Source organism: Achromobacter sp. 1011811831 (assembly GCF_059760905.1).
On record NZ_JCBANG010000004.1, the window covers coordinates 1 to 16,115 of the forward strand.

The following is a 16,115-nucleotide window of genomic DNA, read 5'->3' on the forward strand; positions in this document are numbered from 1 at the left end:
TGGCAGCGCCACCGCCGGCCCGGCGGGCGGCTTACTTGGCCGGGTTGGGGCCGATGCGTTCGCCGTGCTTCACGCGCTCGGCCAGCTTGTGCACATGGGTGACGGCGTAGTCGATGCCCATGCCGTAGGCGCCGGAGTGTTCCTTGGCGATGCCGGTCACGGCGTCATAGGTTTCCTGGCGGGCCCAGTCGCGCTGCCATTCCAGCATCACCTGCTGCCAGGTCACCGGCACCACGCCGGCCTGGATCATGCGGTCCATGGCGTACTTGTGGGCATCGGCCGAGGTGCCGCCCGAGGCGTCGGCCACCATGTAGATCTCGTAGTCGCCTTCCAGCATGGCGCACAGCGCGAAGGTGGTGTTGCAGACCTCGGTCCACAGGCCGGCCACCACGATCTTCTTGCGGCCGTTGGCGGCCAGCGCGTCGCGCACGTTCTGGTCGTCCCACGAGTTCATCGAGGTGCGTTCCAGGATCTTGTTGTCGGGGAACACGGCCAGCAGTTCGGGGAAGGTGTTGCCCGAGAAACCGTCGGTTTCCACGGTGGTGATGGTGGTCGGGATGTTGAAGGTGCGCGCGGCCTTGGCCAGGCCCACCACGTTGTTCTTCAGCGTCTGGCGGTCGATCGACTGCACGCCAAAAGCCATCTGCGGCTGCTGGTCGATGAAGATGATCTGGCTGTTCTGCGGGGTCAGGACTTCGAGGTATTTGTTGGCGGACATGGCGGGTCTCTCTTTCAGGAAATCGTTCAGGGAATGCAGCGGCATGAATTCGGGGCGATGCGCGGACCGCCTGGGCCCACGCCGTCAGATCGTGTCGGAAGCGCCGCTTGGAGCTTTCGTGCACGTCGTCTGTCGGTAGAGGCATATTAGGGATCGGCCCGGCGCCTGAGAATCCGCGCCGTGGAATTCCATCCTTTCCATTTCTTGCATGCTCCCTGTGACAGGGACTTTTTCCTGGCCCGCCACAGGCCGATGTTTTCTTGTTCGTCACATAGGCAGCCGCTATCATCGACGCGACTGTTATTGCGAGAATCAGACATGAACAAGCTGCCGGATCTGGAAGGGTGGGCGATCTTCGCCAAGGTCGCCGACACCGGCTCGTTCGCCAAGGCGGCGACCGAGCTGGCCCTGTCCCAGGCCACGGTGTCCAAGGCCATCACGCGCCTGGAAACCAAGATGAAGACCATGCTGTTCCACCGCACCTCGCGCAGCATGTCGCTGACCGAGTCCGGCTACGGGGCGCTGGAACGCGCCGCGCGCATCCTGGAAGAGGGCGAGGCCGTCGAGGCCGAGGTGACCGAGAAATCCACCAGCCTGCGCGGCAAGATCCGCCTGTCCGCGCCCATGTCCTTCGGCGTCACGCACCTGGCGCCGATGCTGCCGCCCTTCATGCAGGCGCATCCCGACGTGGGCCTGGAGATCGAGTTCAGCGACAAGCAGGCCGACCTGGTGTCCGAACGCTTCGACCTGGCGCTGCGCATCTCGAATCTGGTCGACTCCACGCTGCTGGCCCGGCGCCTGTGCTCGGTGCGCATCCTGCTGGTGGGCTCGCCCGCCTACTTCAAACGCGCGGGCCGACCCAGGCATCCGCGCGACCTGGCGCAGCACACGGCCCTGCAATACATGTACGCGCGCAACGGCGCGAACTGGCGCTTCCGCCACGAGACGCACGGCGAGTTCTCGCAGGCCCTGCCCGTGCATCTGAACGTGAACAACGCCGAGGCCCTGGCGCCGGCCCTGCGCGCCGGCAGCGGGCTGGCGCTGCAGCCGGAGTTCCTGGCCTGGGAAGACCTGCAATCGGGCGCGCTGGAGACGGCCATGGATGACTGGCAGGTCGATCCGATCGCGCTGCATATCGTCACGCCGCCGGGGAGGCGGCGTCCGGCGCGGGTGCAAGCGCTGATCGAGTATCTGGCGGAGAGGTTGACGGCGCAGCCTTGGGCGAGTGACGTGCAGGGGTAGGGTGGGGCGCGACCCGTTGCGGGGCGCCGCGCGCCACGCTCGCGGCCTGGCGCGTCCTGCACACCGATCAATGCCGGACTCAAGCGATCAGCTTGCGCGTACCAACAGTGCTCAGCACATCGATGTGCCGGAATGCAGAGGCGATTTTCTCGATGTCCTGCGCCTGCACGCCGTACCCTGCGAAGACCACCCGCCATTCGCGGACAATCGCCCAGACCTGCGCAATCAATTGCCCCGCGCGTGTCGGAGTAATGGAGAATCGGGCCGCGCCAGCCAAGGCATTGTCCATCGTCGCGCTTCGCCCTTCAGGCCCGACGCCCAGGTGCAAGTAGCGATCGGCCGCCATGGCCGGCCTAGGCAGCACGTCGTACAGGGGACTCAGGCGCCATCCCGGCAGGGCAGGATCCCAGATGAACCCGTGGTTGCGCAGGTGATCGTCATCGTTGTTCACCAGAACGTTGAACACCATGCGCTTGTACAGCTCTTCGCTGTCCTGGCGGATCACCGACGGATGGCAGTACTTGCGCACCGCTTCCGCCAGATCCGCGTATGCCTTGGCATTCGACTCCAACTCATCGCACCCGGCCATCGTCAGGCCACTGACGAAGGCCATCCGACGCTCGGTGCGACCGTTCGCTGGCGCAAGCGTGAGATCGGTCCCCATGCCCGCCACGACACCTTTGTCGAGCCAGTATCGGTCGAATCGACGGATCATCATGACGCGTCGCGTGTCCAGCATGACCGTCTCGACCGCGGGCACATTCAAACCCGCCGCACTGGCCAGTCGCAATGTCGCCGCCTCGATGACGGGAATGTCGAATACGTCTTTCCGAGTGGGGAATTTGGCCAGCGTCAGATATCCAGCGCCATCGCGGACCGTGGCTTTGGGGCGCGCACCTCCAAGCGCCGACCCCTGGATGAAAATCTGCTCGAGATGGGCCGGTACGGGCAACCCCTCGTCGATGCGCTCGGCGGCAGCCAGGAGGCGCTCCAGGTCATGCACGCGACCGGCCGCCCCCTCCAGGGGTTCCGAATCCCTGCTCGGCCGCACATCCAGGGCGCCCACCCGATTGCTCCCGGCATGCAGGAGATAGTCGGATTCGCGCAGGCTATTAGCCGGCGCCTTGAGCTTGGCCTCGATAACCCGCCGCCCCCAGGAATCTGGCGCGGCATCGCGAATGCCCCCAAAGCCTGTCAAATCGTTCACGGGCAACAGGACTTTGCCTTTGACCGGCGCTCCATGCGTGCCCAGGCTCACGGGATCGATCTCCACGGCGCCCGGCCGGTCGAGATACCGCGTCCCGTAGGCGTAGCTGGACGCAAGGAGTGTGGCGCCTTCCTCCGTCATGGTCAGCAAGCCACACGGCACCCAGCTTTCATCCAGGTGGGCAAAGATCACGACTTCCCGGTCCTTGGCCATGGGCGCCTCCCTCAAAAATCGAGCTTGGCCAGCTCTGAAGTGGACAGGTCGCGCACACGCCGCGTCGCCTCGCGAGATTCGAGCGCCTTGAGCGCAGGGTCGGATTCGGCCAGCAGGCCGGCAAGCGTCGTGCCGGGAGAGATCGCGTCCAGATATCGGAGGATCTGCCCGAACGCCAGGCCTGGATCGCCTTTTTCAAGGCGATAGGCGGTGTTGCGGGAAAGCCCCGCACGCAGTGCGGCATCTGCCTGCTTGATGCGCCGGGCCTGGCGCAGACGCGCCAGCAATTGGCCAATCTGCTCTGACTGCCGGGCCAGTTCTGGCGAAATCGCAGATGATTGAGAGACCTTCATGCTTGTTAAATCACTCTATAAGTACTTATGGATTGATTTTACGAACATATTAAGCCAAGCATCAAAAACGAACAATAGGATCGTTAAATCGATCCTAAACTACTTAATATTCGATTTTAGATGCACACCATTGTGACTGGCAACGAATCCAGGAATCCTTGCCGAAGGGTGCGGTGCCAGCCCGCAGCGAATCATCCCGCCCGCAAGCCTTGCCCGCCGCGCCTGGTGATGAAGCCTTCCAGGCTCCCGGCGCCATCCAGCCTCGCCAAAGAAAATGGGCTGCGACGCAGCCCATTTCTTGCCATCCGGATTGCTTGAGAAATATCCAGCCCTCAAGCGCTCCCGCACGCTTACACGTCGATATTCCCCGCCGACAAGGCATGCGCCTCGATGAAGTTCCGACGCGGTTCCACATCATCGCCCATCAGCGTGGTGAAGACCTCGTCGGCCGCGATGGCGTCCTCGATCTGCACGCGCAGCAGGCGGCGCACCTTGGGGTCCATGGTGGTTTCCCACAGCTGCTCGGGGTTCATTTCGCCCAGGCCCTTGTAGCGCTGCTTGGAGATGCTGCGGTCGGCTTCGCTGCGCAGCCACAGCATGGCTTCGCGGAAGTCGGACACGGTCTGCTCCTTGCGCTTGTCGCCTTCGCCGCGCGCGGCCAGCGAGCGCGGCAGGACCTTGCCGGAGAAGCTCTTGGCGGCGCGTGACAGCACGCCGTAGTCGGAGCCGTTGATGAAGTCCGCGTCGATGATGCTGACGCGCACGTTGCCGTGGTGCATGCGCTGGATCGACAGGCGATGGCGCTCGGTGGCCGGGTCGAACTCGGCCACGATCTCCACGCCATTGCCGCTGACCGGGTCGCGCAGCGCGCCGGCCAGGCGCTTGGCCGAGTCGGCGGCGGCTTCGGCCGTGTCCAGGTTGATCTCGACGCCTTCGGCCATGGCCGACAGCGCGGCCGGGTCGAACACGCGCGACAGGCGCGCGATCACGCCGTCGGCAGCCACGTACTGGCGGGCCAGGTCGTTGAGCTCGTCGCCGCGGATGATGTTGCCGCCGGAGATGATCTCGGCGTCCTTCAGGGCCAGCTGCAGCATGAACTGCGCTTCTTCCTGGTCATCCTTCAGGTAGCGCTCTTCGCGGCCGACCTTGACCTTGTACAGCGGCGGCTGGGCGATGTAGACGTAGCCGCGCTGCACCAGCTCGGGCATCTGGCGGTACAGCAGCGTCAGCAGCAGGGTGCGGATGTGCGCGCCGTCGACGTCCGCGTCGGTCATGATGATGAGACGGTGGTAGCGCAGCTTGTCGACGTTGAAGTCGGGGCCGATGCTGGTGCCCAGCGCGGTGATCAGCGTGGCGATCTGCTCGCTGGCGATCAGGCGGTCGAAGCGCGCCTTCTCGACGTTCAGCACCTTGCCGCGCAGCGGCAGGATGGCCTGGAATTTGCGGTCGCGGCCCTGCTTGGCCGAACCACCTGCGGAGTCGCCCTCGACGATGTACAGCTCGCACAGCGCCGGGTCTTTTTCCTGGCAGTCGGCCAGCTTGCCGGGCAGGCCTGCGCCTTCCAGCACGCTCTTGCGGCGCGTCATCTCGCGCGCCTTGCGCGCGGCTTCGCGGGCGCGGGCGGCCTCGACGATCTTGGCGCATAGCGCCTTGGCGTCGTTCGGGTGTTCCAGCAGCCAGGTTTCCAGCGTGCGGGCCACGGCTTCTTCGACGGCCGGGCGCACTTCGCTGGAGACCAGCTTGTCCTTGGTCTGGCTGCTGAACTTGGGTTCGGGCACCTTCACCGACAGCACGCAGGCCAGGCCTTCGCGCATGTCGTCGCCGGACGTCTCGACCTTGGCCTTCTTGGCCAGCTCGTTGTCGGTGATGTACTTGTTGATGATGCGGGTCATGGCCGCGCGCAGGCCGGTCAGGTGCGAGCCGCCGTCGCGCTGCGGGATGTTGTTGGTGAAGCACAGCACGCTTTCGCTGTAGCTGTCGTTCCACTGCATCGCCACTTCCACGCCCACCGTCACGCCGCCGGCCGAGGACTCGGTGGTGACCGAGAACACGTTCGGGTGCAGCACGGTCTTGCTGCGGTTGATGTATTCGACGAAGCCCTTCACGCCGCCGGAGAAGGCGAAGTTCTCTTCCTTGCCCTGGCGCTGGTCGATCAGGCGGATCTTGACGCCGTTGTTCAGGAACGAGAGCTCGCGCAGGCGCTTGGAGAGGATCTCGTAGTGGTACTCGATGTTGTTGAAGATGATCGGGTCGGCCAGGAAGCGCACTTCGGTGCCGCGCTTGTCGGTCGTGCCGGTCACGGCCAGGGGCGCGACGCGCTCGCCCTGGCGGAATTCCATCTGGTGCACTTCGCCGTTGCGGCGGATGGTCAGGCGCAGCCATTCGGACAGCGCGTTGACGCAGGACACGCCCACGCCGTGCAGGCCGCCGGAGACCTTGTACGAGTTCTGGTCGAACTTGCCGCCGGCGTGCAGCTCGGTCATGACGATTTCGGCCGCGCTGCGGTGGAATTCGTCGTCCTTGTGGATGTCGGTGGGGATGCCGCGGCCGTTGTCCGTCACCGAGATCGAGTTGTCGGTGTGGATCGTGACGACGATGTCGTCGCAATAGCCCGCCAGGGCTTCGTCGATGGCGTTGTCCACGACCTCGAACACCATGTGGTGCAAGCCGGTGCCGTCGGACGTGTCGCCGATGTACATGCCGGGGCGCTTGCGCACGGCCTCCAGCCCTTTGAGCATCTTGATCGAGTCAGCGCCGTAGCCGCTGTTCTCGGGAGTGGTGTTCTGCTGATCTGACATGTCTGTTTCGATAAAGCTTTAAAGAACGGCCTGGCGGCCGGACCGCCGGCGGGCGCGCTGGCCCGCGGGCGGCACAAACCCACGTAATGGCGGATTAGATCCGCATGGGCATGACGACGTACTTGAACTGGTCGTCTTCGGGCAGGGTGATGAGCGCGGACGCGTTGGCGTCGGGCATGACCGACCACTGGATGTTGTCGACCTTGACGTTCGACAGCACGTCGAGCAGGTAGCCGACGTTGAAGCCCACGTCCAGCGGCTCATGGCCGTAATCGATGTCGATTTCTTCCTGCGCCTCTTCCTGCTCGGCGTTGGAGGACGAGATCTTCATCTGGTTCTGCGCCAGCTGCAGGCGCACGCCCTTGAACTTGTCCGTGGTCAGGATGGCGGCGCGTTGCAGGCTGCCTTGCAGCGCTTCGCGGCCGACCAGGAAATGACGCGAGTAGTTCGTGGGAATCACGCGCGTGAAATCGGGGAACTTGCCTTCGACCAGCTTGGACACCAGCTCGACGTCGCCGAAGCGGAAACGGATCTGGCCCGGCGCCACGTCGATGGAGACGGGCTCGTCGGAGTCTTCCAGCAGGCGCTGCATTTCCAGCACGGTCTTGCGCGGCACGATGACTTCGTGGCGTTCCTTGATGCCGTCGGCCTCGGTGGAGCAGTGCGCCAGGCGGTGACCGTCGGTGGCCACGGCGCGCACGCGGCCCGGTTCGAACACCAGCAGCATGCCGTTCAGGTAGTAGCGGATGTCCTGTTGCGCCATGGCGAAGTGCACCATGTTGAACAGGTGGCGCAGCGTGCGCTGCGGCAGCGACAGCGATACGTCCCACTGCTCGGGCTGGGCCACGGTGGGGAACTCGCTGGCGGCCAGCGTCTGCAACGCGAAGCGACTCTTGGCCGACTGCACGGAAAGCTTGTTGCTGGCCAGCGCCAGCTTGACCTCGCCCGTGTCGGGCAGGGCCTTGAGGATGTCCAGCAACTTGCGCGCCGCCACCGTGGTGGACTCGTTGTCCTGGCCCACGCCGAAGTCGGCATGCGTGGTGATCTGCACTTCCAGGTCGGTGGCGATGAAGGCAACCTTGTTGCCTTCCTTGCGCATCAGGATGTTCGCCAGGATGGGCAGGGTATGGCGTCTTTCGACGATGCCCGCCACAGTCGACAGCGGTTTCAGCAATGCATCGCGTGTGGTTTGTACGAGTTGCATGTTCATCCTTTTAGAGTTTGTTCCAACACGTGCAGGGTATGGTTGAGTTCCGCTTGCTTGGCGCGGGCATCGGAGATCTTGCGCACGGCGTGCAGTACCGTGGTGTGGTCGCGGCCACCGAACAGATCACCGATTTCCGGCAGGCTTTTCTGGGTCAGCTCCTTGGCCAGGTACATGGCGACCTGGCGCGGCAAGGCGATATTGGCGGGCCGGCGTTTCGAATACATGTCGGCCACCTTGATCTTGTAGAAGTCCGCCACGGTCTTCTGGATGTTCTCGACCGTGATCTGGCCGTTGGACACCGACAGCAGGTCCTTCAGCGCTTCCTTGCAGACGTCCACCGTGAGCACATCGCGGCCGTGGAAGCGGGCATACGCCAGCACCTTGCGCAGCGCGCCTTCCAGTTCGCGGACGTTGCTGCGCAGATGCTTGGCGATGAAGAACGCCACTTCCTCGGGCATGGGCACGCCCTCGGACTCGGCCTTGCGCAGCAGGATCGCCACCCGCATTTCCAGCTCGGGCGGCTCGATCGCCACCGTCAGGCCGGAATCGAAGCGCGAGATCAGGCGGCTGTCGATGCCCGACAGTTCCTTCGGATAGGTGTCGCTGGTGATGATGATCTGCTTGCGCTGCGCCACCATCGCCTCGAAGGCGTAGAAGAACTCTTCCTGCGTGCGGTTCTTGCCGGAGAAGAACTGGATGTCGTCGATCAGCAGCAGGTCCAGCGAATGGTAGTAGCGCTTGAAATCGTCGAACGCCTTGCGCTGGTAGGCCTTGACCACGTCGGACACGTATTGGTCGGCATGCACGTAGCGCACGCGCACCCCGGTGCCGGCCGCGACCATGGCATTGCCGATGGCGTGGATCAGGTGGGTCTTGCCCAGGCCCACGCCGCCGTACAGGAACAGCGGGTTGTAGGACGTGCCGGGATTCTCGGCCACCTGCAGCGCGGCGGCGCGGGCCAGCTGGTTGGCCTTGCCGGTCACGAAGTTTTCGAAGGTCAGATCGGTGTTCAGGCGCGAGCGCTCGTACACGATGTTGGCGGCGTCGGCGTTGACAGCGGCGGCCGCGTTGGAAGCGGCGACGGTCTGCGCAACCATCGCAGGCGGCGGCGCCGCAGCGGGCGGCGGCGCGCCCCCCGTGGGCGCAGCGCCCTGCGTCGCGGCAGGGCGCAGCGGAGCCACCGGCATGCGGGGCGTGGCGCCATGGCTGGGCAGCTCGAACTGCACCTGCACCGGCCGCTCGAACCACTCCGCGGCCAACGCTTCGATCTGGTGGGAGAAATTCTTCCGCACCCAATCCAGCTTGAAGCGGTTGGGCGCGGCAACGCGCAGCACCGCCTGCGTTTCGTCGTACGCAAGCGGGACCAGCGGTCGTATCCACGCGCTGATTTGTTGGGGGGGGAGTTCCTGCTCAAGACGACTGACGCAGGTCTGCCAGAATTCTTTCATGTCGCTCTTATTCAAACCTCGATTCTACCTTGCCTGGGCACGGGTTATCCACAGGGCGGGACGGGACTGACACTTGACCGGGCGCTTAACTGTTTGACAAGACAGGGAAAACTTGCTGAAATGGTGGGCTTTTCCGAATTCTGTCTGTCAGAAGGTTTCGCAGAAGGCCTCGAACACGAGCCTTGCTGAATATCGCCCGGGGGAAATCCCGGCCCGAAGCCCCGTCTCAAGATCGCGCCCCCGCCGGCATGCTTATCGGCCCGCCGGCCGCGCTTCTTGCAGATACCCGCTTTGTGGATCAGCGATCAGGAACCCTCCGGGCAGGTCCCTTCTGACTTTTGTTCTTTTTGTGGATCGTCCATGAAACGCACCTACCAACCTTCCGTCACCCGTCGCAAGCGCACCCATGGTTTCCGCGTGCGCATGAAGACCCGCGCCGGCCGCGCCATCCTGAGCGCCCGCCGCGCCAAGGGCCGCAAGCGCCTGGCCGTCTAAGTCCGGGTTCCGGTTTTCCGGAAACCCCGGCTTCTTGCCCGGACCGGCCACATTGCAGGAATACTCGCAATCCCAGCCTGGTCCGACGCAAGCGTCCGACCTGCAGTCCATGCCGCGCGCCACGCTTCCCCCGGAGGCGCGGCTGCATCGCCCCTCCGAGTTCGCCGCCGCGCTGAAAGGCCGGCGTCTGGCCCGAGGGGCGTTCTTCGTTGTGAGCGCCGCTCCCAACGATCTCCCCCCCGGCCAGGAGGCCTGCGCCCGCCTGGGCCTGATCATCGCCAAGCGGTTCGCCGCCCGCGCCTCCACGCGCAACGCCATCAAGCGGGTCATCCGCGAAGCGTTTCGCCATCGGCGCCTGGCGCTGCCGGCCAAAGACTACGTCGTGCGCCTGCAATGCAAGATGCCTCCCGCCACGCTCACCGTGCTCAAACAGACGGTTCGCGCCGAAGTAGACGCTCACTTTGAGCGGATCGCGCGATGAGCGGGGCAGGGCCGGACACCCCAGAATCCGACCCGTCGCCATGTCCGGCGGCCCGCCCCCGGGGCGGCCGTGGCCTGGCGGCGACGCTGCTCATCGCCCCGATCCGGTTCTATCGTTTTTTCTTGAGTCCCTGGATCGGCCGGCAATGCCGTTTCACCCCCACCTGCTCGGCGTACGCGATCGAAGCGATCGAACGCCATGGCGCTTGGCGCGGCTTCTGGCTGGCGGCCCGGCGCATCGGGCGCTGCCATCCGTGGTCGCCGGGCGGTCTGGACCCGGTTCCCCCCTCCCGACAAGCGCCGGGCGAGGGAACCAAGTGCGGCGAGGGCTGCTCCCACAGCCACCGCAGCAGGCATGATTGACGCTAAACTGGCGGGCTTTGCTGGCCCGTATTCACTTCAGTAGGCACCAATGGATATCCGACGAACCGTCCTCTGGATGATTTTTTCCTTCTCGCTGTTGCTTCTTTGGAACAACTGGCAGATCCATAACGGCAAGCCGTCGCTGTTCGGCGGGCCCGCGCCCGCGGCTGCCACCGCCGACGGCCAGCAACAGGCCGCCGCCGGCAACAACGCCACCCCCTCGGTGCCGAACGCGCCCGCCAATGCCACGCCGTCCGCCCCGACCTCGGCGGTGCCCGGTTCGGCCGCTACCGCCCCGGCCCGTTCCGAGGAAGTCGTGGTCACCACCGACGTGCTGCGCCTGACCTTCGACACGATGGGCGCCCAGCTGGTGCGCGCCGAGCTGCTGAAGTACCCGGCGACCGGCCAGGCCGACAAGCCGACGGTGCTGCTGGACCGCAGCGCCGGCCTGAACTACGTGGCGCAGACCGGCGTGGTCGGCGCGCCCGACGGCCAGAGCTTCCCCACGCACCAGACGCCGTTCCGCGTGGTCTCGACCGAGCGCCAGCTCAGCGGCGACAGCCTGGTCGTCGCCTTCGAAGGCGAGTCCGGCGGCCTGAAGGTCACCAAGACCTACACGCTGCACCGTGGCCGCTACGACATCGACGTGCGCCACGACCTGGCCAACGTCGGCGCCGCCGCCGTGAAGCCCGCGCTGTACCTGCAGCTCGAGCGCGACGGCAACGATCCGGCCGACACGTCCAGCTTCTATCACACGTTCACCGGCATCGCGGTCTACTCGGAACAGGACAAGTTCCAGAAGGTCACTTTCGCCGACATCGAAAAGAAGAAGGCCAGCTACGTCAAGCAGGCCGACAACGGCTGGATCGCCATCGTCCAGCACTACTTCGCCACCGCCTGGGTGCCGCCGCAAGGCAAGCAGCGCAACAACGAAGTGGTCGAGGTGCAGAAGAACCTGTACGCGGCCCGCAGCATCGAGGCCGTGGGCGAGATCGCCCCGGGCGCCGCGTCGCGCGTCGACTCGCACCTGTGGGTCGGCCCGCAGGACCAGAAGGCCATGGCCGCGCTGGCCCCCGGCCTGGAGCTGGTGGTCGACTACGGCTGGCTGACCATCATCGCCAAGCCGCTGTTCACGCTGATGACCTGGCTGCACTCGCTGCTGGGCAACTGGGGCTGGACCATCGTCGCGCTGACCGTGCTGATCAAGGCGCTGTTCTACCCGCTGGCCTCGGCGAGCTACCGCTCGATGGCCCGCATGAAGCAGGTCGCTCCGCGCCTGCAGGCGCTGAAGGAAAAGTACGGCGACGACAAGCAGAAGCTCAACGCCGCCATGATGGAGATGTACCGCACCGAGAAGATCAACCCGCTGGGCGGCTGCCTGCCGATGGTGGTGCAGATCCCGGTGTTCATCTCGCTGTACTGGGTGCTGCTGGCCAGCGTGGAAATGCGCGGCGCGCCGTGGATCCTGTGGGTCCACGACCTGTCGATCCGCGACCCGTTCTTCATTCTGCCCGCCATCATGATGGCCACCATGTTCCTGCAGATCAAGCTGAACCCCACGCCCCCGGACCCCGTCCAGGCCAAGGTCATGATGATCATGCCGCTGGTGTTCGGCGGGATGATGTTCTTCTTCCCGGCCGGCCTGGTGCTGTACTGGTGCGTGAACAACACGCTGTCGATCCTGCAGCAGTGGTCCATCACCCGGGCCATCCAGCGCAAGAGCGAAGCCGCCGCAAGCCGCTGATCGCGGACCACGGCAATGAAGAACCGGCCCCCAGGGGCCGGTTTTTTTTATGGCTGCATCACCCCGGAACCACCGCTGCCGCCTCGACGCGCGACGGACCATGGATGATGCCGCGGGCAATACCGTCAGCTGTCTACGGCGCGTGCGCCAGCACCCACAGCGCGTACTGCCGGACATACGAGCGCCGATGCGCGCAGCCGGCGGCGGCGGCCAGGATGGCCTGGCGGTCCAGGTGCAGGGCCAGGCGCAGCTGGTCCTTGAACTGCTCCGAGAAATCGCCCTCGGTCAGGCGCCGGGCGATGCAGGCCACCAGCTGATCGCGATGGGTGCGTCCCAGCTGGCAGTGCTTGAAGCGACGCGCCAGCAGCGCCCGGATCCGGCCGTCGGACACACCGCGCGACTCGGCCAGGAAAAAGCGCACGCACAGGTCCACCACGTCGGGCGCCTGATGCCGCAACAGCTCATCGGCCATGGCCAGCCATTCGTACTTGGAGAGGTACGGATACATGCGCGAAAGGGGGAGAAGTAAGGCTGGGCATGATAGCCCGCTTGCCAATCACATTAGTCAATGCTAATGTGTTGTCATGATCGAGAACGACATCTTCAAGGCCCTGGCCGATCCAACCCGCCGCGCCATCTTCGAGAAGCTGGCGCCCGGCGGCATGAACGCCAGCGCCCTGCGGGTGGGCATGGACATCAGCCAGTCCGCCATGTCCCAGCACCTGGCGGTGTTGCGCAAGGCCGGCCTGGTGCGCGAAGAACGGCAAGGCCGTTTCGTGAACTACGAAGTCGATCCCGACGGCCTGGCGCTGATCGCCGGCTGGCTGTCGAAGTACCGCGCCTACTGGCCGGCGCGCGTGGACGCCCTGAAGGCCTTGCTCAAGGACATGGACCAATGAACGACACTCCCGCCCAGGACACGCAGGACGAGCAGGCCGATGCGCTGGTGCTCGAATACGCGCTGGACGCGCCCCCGTCGCAGGTCTGGCGCGCCGTCAGCATCCCCGCGCTGCGCGAGCAGTGGCTGCCCGACGTGGCGATGTCCGACCCCGAACCCGTCTCGGTCACCCACGAGGAAGAAATCCGCTACCGCATGCGTGACGACGCGCCGCCGTTCCTGGAAAGCCTGGTCACCTTCCAGATCGAGCCGGACGGCGAGGGCGGCACGCTGCTCAGGATCATCCACGAGCTGGCTGACGCGCGCCTGGAGCGCCGCCTGCGGCCGGCCGCCAACGATGGCGGCCCCTGGCTGATGCTGGCCGCCTAGCGGCCGCCCGAACGGTCGCCAAGCCGGCCGCCGGGCCTCGCCCGGCCTCCCTTTCCCAAGCAACACAAGGAGTTCGCTCATGAGCGGAGCGATGCAGCTCGTCCCTATGGTGGTGGAACAGTCCGGCCGCGGAGAACGGTCGTTCGACATCTATTCGCGCCTGCTGCGCGAACGCATCGTGTTCCTGAACGGCGAGGTCAACGACACGGTCTCGGCGCTGGTGTGCGCGCAGCTGTTGTTCCTGGAGGCCGAGAATCCCGGCAAGCCCATCCACCTGTACATCAATTCTCCCGGCGGCGTGATCACCAGCGGCCTGGCCATGTACGACACCATGCAGTTCATCAAGTCGCCCGTGCACACGCTGTGCATGGGCACGGCGCGCTCCATGGGCTCGCTGCTGCTGATGGCCGGCGAGCCGGGCGAACGGGCCGCGCTGCCCAACGCCAGCATGCACGTGCACCAGCCGCTGGGCGGCTTCCAGGGCCAGGCCTCGGACATCATGATCCACGCCGAGGAAATGCAGCGCACCAAGGACCGCGTCATCCGGCTGTACGCCGAGCATTGCGGCCGCAGCTATGAGGACGTCGAGCGCAGCCTGGACCGCGACCGCTACCTGACCGCCGACGAAGCCATCGAGTGGGGCCTGATCGACCGCGTGTACCGCGACCGCGCGAGCGAGGACGCGCGGGGCTGAACAACGCCCCTGGCCGGGCGCGGCGAACCAGACGACAATGTCCGCGTTCCCCATCCGCCTCGAACGCGATGCCCGCCGCCCGCCCCGAACCCGCCCCCGTCCGCGACCCCGTCTTCGCCGCCTGCGTAGTGGTCCTGCGCCGCAACCTGCCGTTCACCCTGGTGGGCATGCTGCTGACCATGGCCCTGATGATCGCGGCATTGCAGGACGTGGTGCCGCATGTACAGCTGGCCTGGTGGGCGATTGGCAACCTGGCGCTGTCGGCGCTGCGCTGGCATGCCATGCGCCGCTTCCGGCCGGCCGAGGGCGAGCCCGGCATCAACGACAATCCCCGGGTGCGGCGCTGGCGCCGCATCACGCTGGCCGGCGTGCTGGCCAGCGGCCTGGCCTGGGGCCTGCCGACGGCGTACTGGCTGCAGCACGTGCCCCTGCCGCACCAGATGTTCCTGATCATCGCGCTGCTGACCATGGGCACCGGCGCCATCTATGCGTACTGCATCGATCTGCCGGTCCTCTACAGCTTCCTGCTGCCGTACTTCCTGCCCATGCTGCTGATGCTGACCATGCTGGACCAGACCCTGCTCACGGTGATGGGCGTCGCGGGCCTGCTGTACCTGGCCGTGTCGCTGACCTTCGCCCATCGCATGCATCGCACGCAGCTGGACTCGCTGAGCCTGCGCTTCGAGAACCTGGACCTGCTGCAGCGGCTGCAGAACGAGAAGATGGCGGCCGAACGCAGCGACCTGGCCAAGTCGCGCTTCCTGGCGGCCGCCAGCCACGACCTGCGCCAGCCCGTGCATGCGCTGAGCCTGTTCGTCGGCGTGCTGAAGGACCATGCGCTGCCCGCGCAGAGCCGCCAGCTGGTGGACAGCATCTCGCGCGCGGTGCAGGCGCTGGGCGGCCTGTTCGATGGCCTGCTCAACCTCTCGCGGCTGGACGCGGGCGTGGTGCGTCCGCAGGTGCAGCCGGTGGCGATCGCCGACGTGCTCGATCGCCTGCATCACGAGTTCGCGCCGCAGGCGCTGGCAAAGTCGCTGCGCCTGCGCGTGCGGCCGCTCGCGGCCACGGTCTTGTCCGACCCGGCGCTGCTGGAGCGCATCCTGCGCAACCTGATCCACAACGCCGTCCATCACACCGAGCGCGGCGGCGTGCTGGTCGGCTGCCGCCGCGACGGCGACGCGCTGCGCGTGGAGGTCTGGGACAGCGGCCCGGGCATTCCCCTGCACGAGCAGGAACGCGTCTTCTGGGAATTCCATCAGTTGGGCAACCCCGAACGCGACCGCAGCAAGGGCCTGGGGCTGGGACTGGCCATCGTGCAACGCACGGCCCGGCTGCTCGGCCATGCGCTCGGCCTGCGCTCCTGGCCCGGTCGCGGCACCATGTTCAGCCTGACGCTGCCGCTGGCCGATCCCCAGGCGCAGGCCCCGGCCCTGGCGGACGAACCGCAGCCCGCCGCCTTGCCGACGCACGCCGGCGAGCCACTGGTGCTGGTCATCGAAGACGACGTCCAAAGCCGTCTCGGCCTGCAATTGCTGCTGGAAGGGTGGGGCTACCGCGTGCTGGCGGCCGGCAGCGTCGACGAGCTGCTGCTGCAGACCGCGCAGGACATGGACCGCGTCTCGCTGATCATCAGCGACTACCGCCTGCGCGAACACCAGACGGGCATCGACGCCATCAAGCGCCTGCACGAGGAATACAACGACGAGGCCATTCCAGCGCTGCTGGTCAGCGGCGACACCGACCCGCAGCGCCTGGCCGAAGTGGCCGAACATGGCTGGCCCATGCAGAACAAGCCGGTCGATCCGGACCGGCTGCGCAGCACCATCGCGCGCCTGCTGGCCTGAAGCGCCGGATCCCGGACGTCAGCCTCGGGATCCGGCCGCCGC

General features: G+C 66.0%; 16 protein-coding genes. 9 read left to right on the plus strand and 7 right to left on the minus strand.

Translation table 11 applies throughout. The features are described from left to right. Positions 1-31: 31 nt before the first annotated feature. Complete coding sequence (locus AC6LJ9_RS02570) at positions 32-718, minus strand: hydrolase (protein WP_212314581.1); 687 nt, start codon at positions 716-718, stop codon at positions 32-34. A gap of 318 nt (positions 719-1,036) precedes the next feature. On the opposite strand from AC6LJ9_RS02570, the gene AC6LJ9_RS02575 reads away from it, so the two are divergent. After that, positions 1,037-1,960, plus strand: coding sequence for a LysR family transcriptional regulator (locus tag AC6LJ9_RS02575; RefSeq protein WP_498146329.1), 924 nt, complete (start codon positions 1,037-1,039; stop codon positions 1,958-1,960). A 79-nt stretch (positions 1,961-2,039) separates the two neighbouring features. Here AC6LJ9_RS02575 and AC6LJ9_RS02580 read toward each other — a convergent pair whose 3' ends face one another. The 5 genes from AC6LJ9_RS02580 to dnaA all read right to left on the minus strand — a co-directional run bounded on the left by AC6LJ9_RS02580 (position 2,040) and on the right by dnaA (position 9,186). Then, positions 2,040-3,380: a type II toxin-antitoxin system HipA family toxin gene (locus tag AC6LJ9_RS02580; RefSeq protein WP_498146330.1), complete on the minus strand. Its 1,341-nt coding sequence runs from the start codon at positions 3,378-3,380 to the stop codon at positions 2,040-2,042. Positions 3,381-3,391: 11 nt separating this feature from the next. Beyond that, the gene (locus AC6LJ9_RS02585; RefSeq protein WP_498146331.1) at positions 3,392-3,733 is read right to left on the minus strand and encodes a helix-turn-helix domain-containing protein; all 342 of its coding nucleotides are present in this window, start codon (positions 3,731-3,733) and stop codon (positions 3,392-3,394) included. Positions 3,734-4,083: 350 nt separating this feature from the next. Then, entirely contained in the window at positions 4,084-6,531 is a 2,448-nt protein-coding gene (gene gyrB / locus AC6LJ9_RS02590; RefSeq protein ID WP_103271817.1) for a DNA topoisomerase (ATP-hydrolyzing) subunit B, read from the minus strand. 94 nt (positions 6,532-6,625) lie between these two features. Further along, entirely contained in the window at positions 6,626-7,735 is a 1,110-nt protein-coding gene (gene dnaN / locus AC6LJ9_RS02595; RefSeq protein WP_498146332.1) for a DNA polymerase III subunit beta, read from the minus strand. 2 nt (positions 7,736-7,737) lie between these two features. After that, positions 7,738-9,186 carry a chromosomal replication initiator protein DnaA gene (dnaA, locus tag AC6LJ9_RS02600; protein WP_498146333.1) on the minus strand — a complete coding sequence of 483 codons (1,449 nt, stop codon included), beginning with the start codon at positions 9,184-9,186 and terminating at the stop codon, positions 7,738-7,740. Between the two features lie 360 nt (positions 9,187-9,546). Here dnaA and rpmH point away from each other — a divergent pair, with 360 nt between their 5' ends. The 4 genes from rpmH (at position 9,547) to yidC (ending at position 12,268) form a co-directional block, all read left to right on the plus strand. Further along, positions 9,547-9,681: a 50S ribosomal protein L34 gene (gene rpmH, locus AC6LJ9_RS02605; protein WP_006228069.1), complete on the plus strand. Its 135-nt coding sequence runs from the start codon at positions 9,547-9,549 to the stop codon at positions 9,679-9,681. A gap of 109 nt (positions 9,682-9,790) precedes the next feature. Then, positions 9,791-10,162, plus strand: a complete 372-nt coding sequence (locus tag AC6LJ9_RS02610; protein WP_103276256.1) for a ribonuclease P protein component — start codon at positions 9,791-9,793, stop codon at positions 10,160-10,162. A gap of 74 nt (positions 10,163-10,236) precedes the next feature. Next, complete coding sequence (yidD, locus tag AC6LJ9_RS02615) at positions 10,237-10,524, plus strand: membrane protein insertion efficiency factor YidD (RefSeq protein WP_498146397.1); 288 nt, start codon at positions 10,237-10,239, stop codon at positions 10,522-10,524. Positions 10,525-10,573: 49 nt separating this feature from the next. Further along, the gene (yidC, locus tag AC6LJ9_RS02620; protein WP_498146334.1) at positions 10,574-12,268 is read left to right on the plus strand and encodes a membrane protein insertase YidC; all 1,695 of its coding nucleotides are present in this window, start codon (positions 10,574-10,576) and stop codon (positions 12,266-12,268) included. A 133-nt stretch (positions 12,269-12,401) separates the two neighbouring features. Here the strand turns inward: yidC and AC6LJ9_RS02625 are convergent, their stop codons facing one another. Next, positions 12,402-12,776, minus strand: a complete 375-nt coding sequence (locus AC6LJ9_RS02625; RefSeq protein WP_498146335.1) for a hypothetical protein — start codon at positions 12,774-12,776, stop codon at positions 12,402-12,404. 76 nt (positions 12,777-12,852) lie between these two features. Between AC6LJ9_RS02625 and AC6LJ9_RS02630 the strand changes: the two genes are divergently transcribed. The 4 genes from AC6LJ9_RS02630 (at position 12,853) to AC6LJ9_RS02645 (ending at position 16,073) form a co-directional block, all read left to right on the plus strand. After that, positions 12,853-13,167 (plus strand): ArsR/SmtB family transcription factor, encoded by a 315-nt coding sequence (locus AC6LJ9_RS02630; protein WP_103271812.1) that lies wholly within the window; start codon positions 12,853-12,855, stop codon positions 13,165-13,167. After that, a complete protein-coding gene (locus tag AC6LJ9_RS02635; RefSeq protein WP_498146336.1) occupies positions 13,164-13,535 on the plus strand; it encodes an SRPBCC family protein in 372 nt (123 codons plus the stop codon). The genes AC6LJ9_RS02630 and AC6LJ9_RS02635 overlap by 4 nt, the downstream gene beginning before the upstream one ends. Positions 13,536-13,614: 79 nt before the next feature. Then, complete coding sequence (locus AC6LJ9_RS02640; protein WP_498146337.1) at positions 13,615-14,229, plus strand: ATP-dependent Clp protease proteolytic subunit; 615 nt, start codon at positions 13,615-13,617, stop codon at positions 14,227-14,229. Between the two features lie 68 nt (positions 14,230-14,297). After that, positions 14,298-16,073 (plus strand): ATP-binding response regulator, encoded by a 1,776-nt coding sequence (locus tag AC6LJ9_RS02645; protein ID WP_498146338.1) that lies wholly within the window; start codon positions 14,298-14,300, stop codon positions 16,071-16,073. Positions 16,074-16,115: the final 42 nt, after the last annotated feature.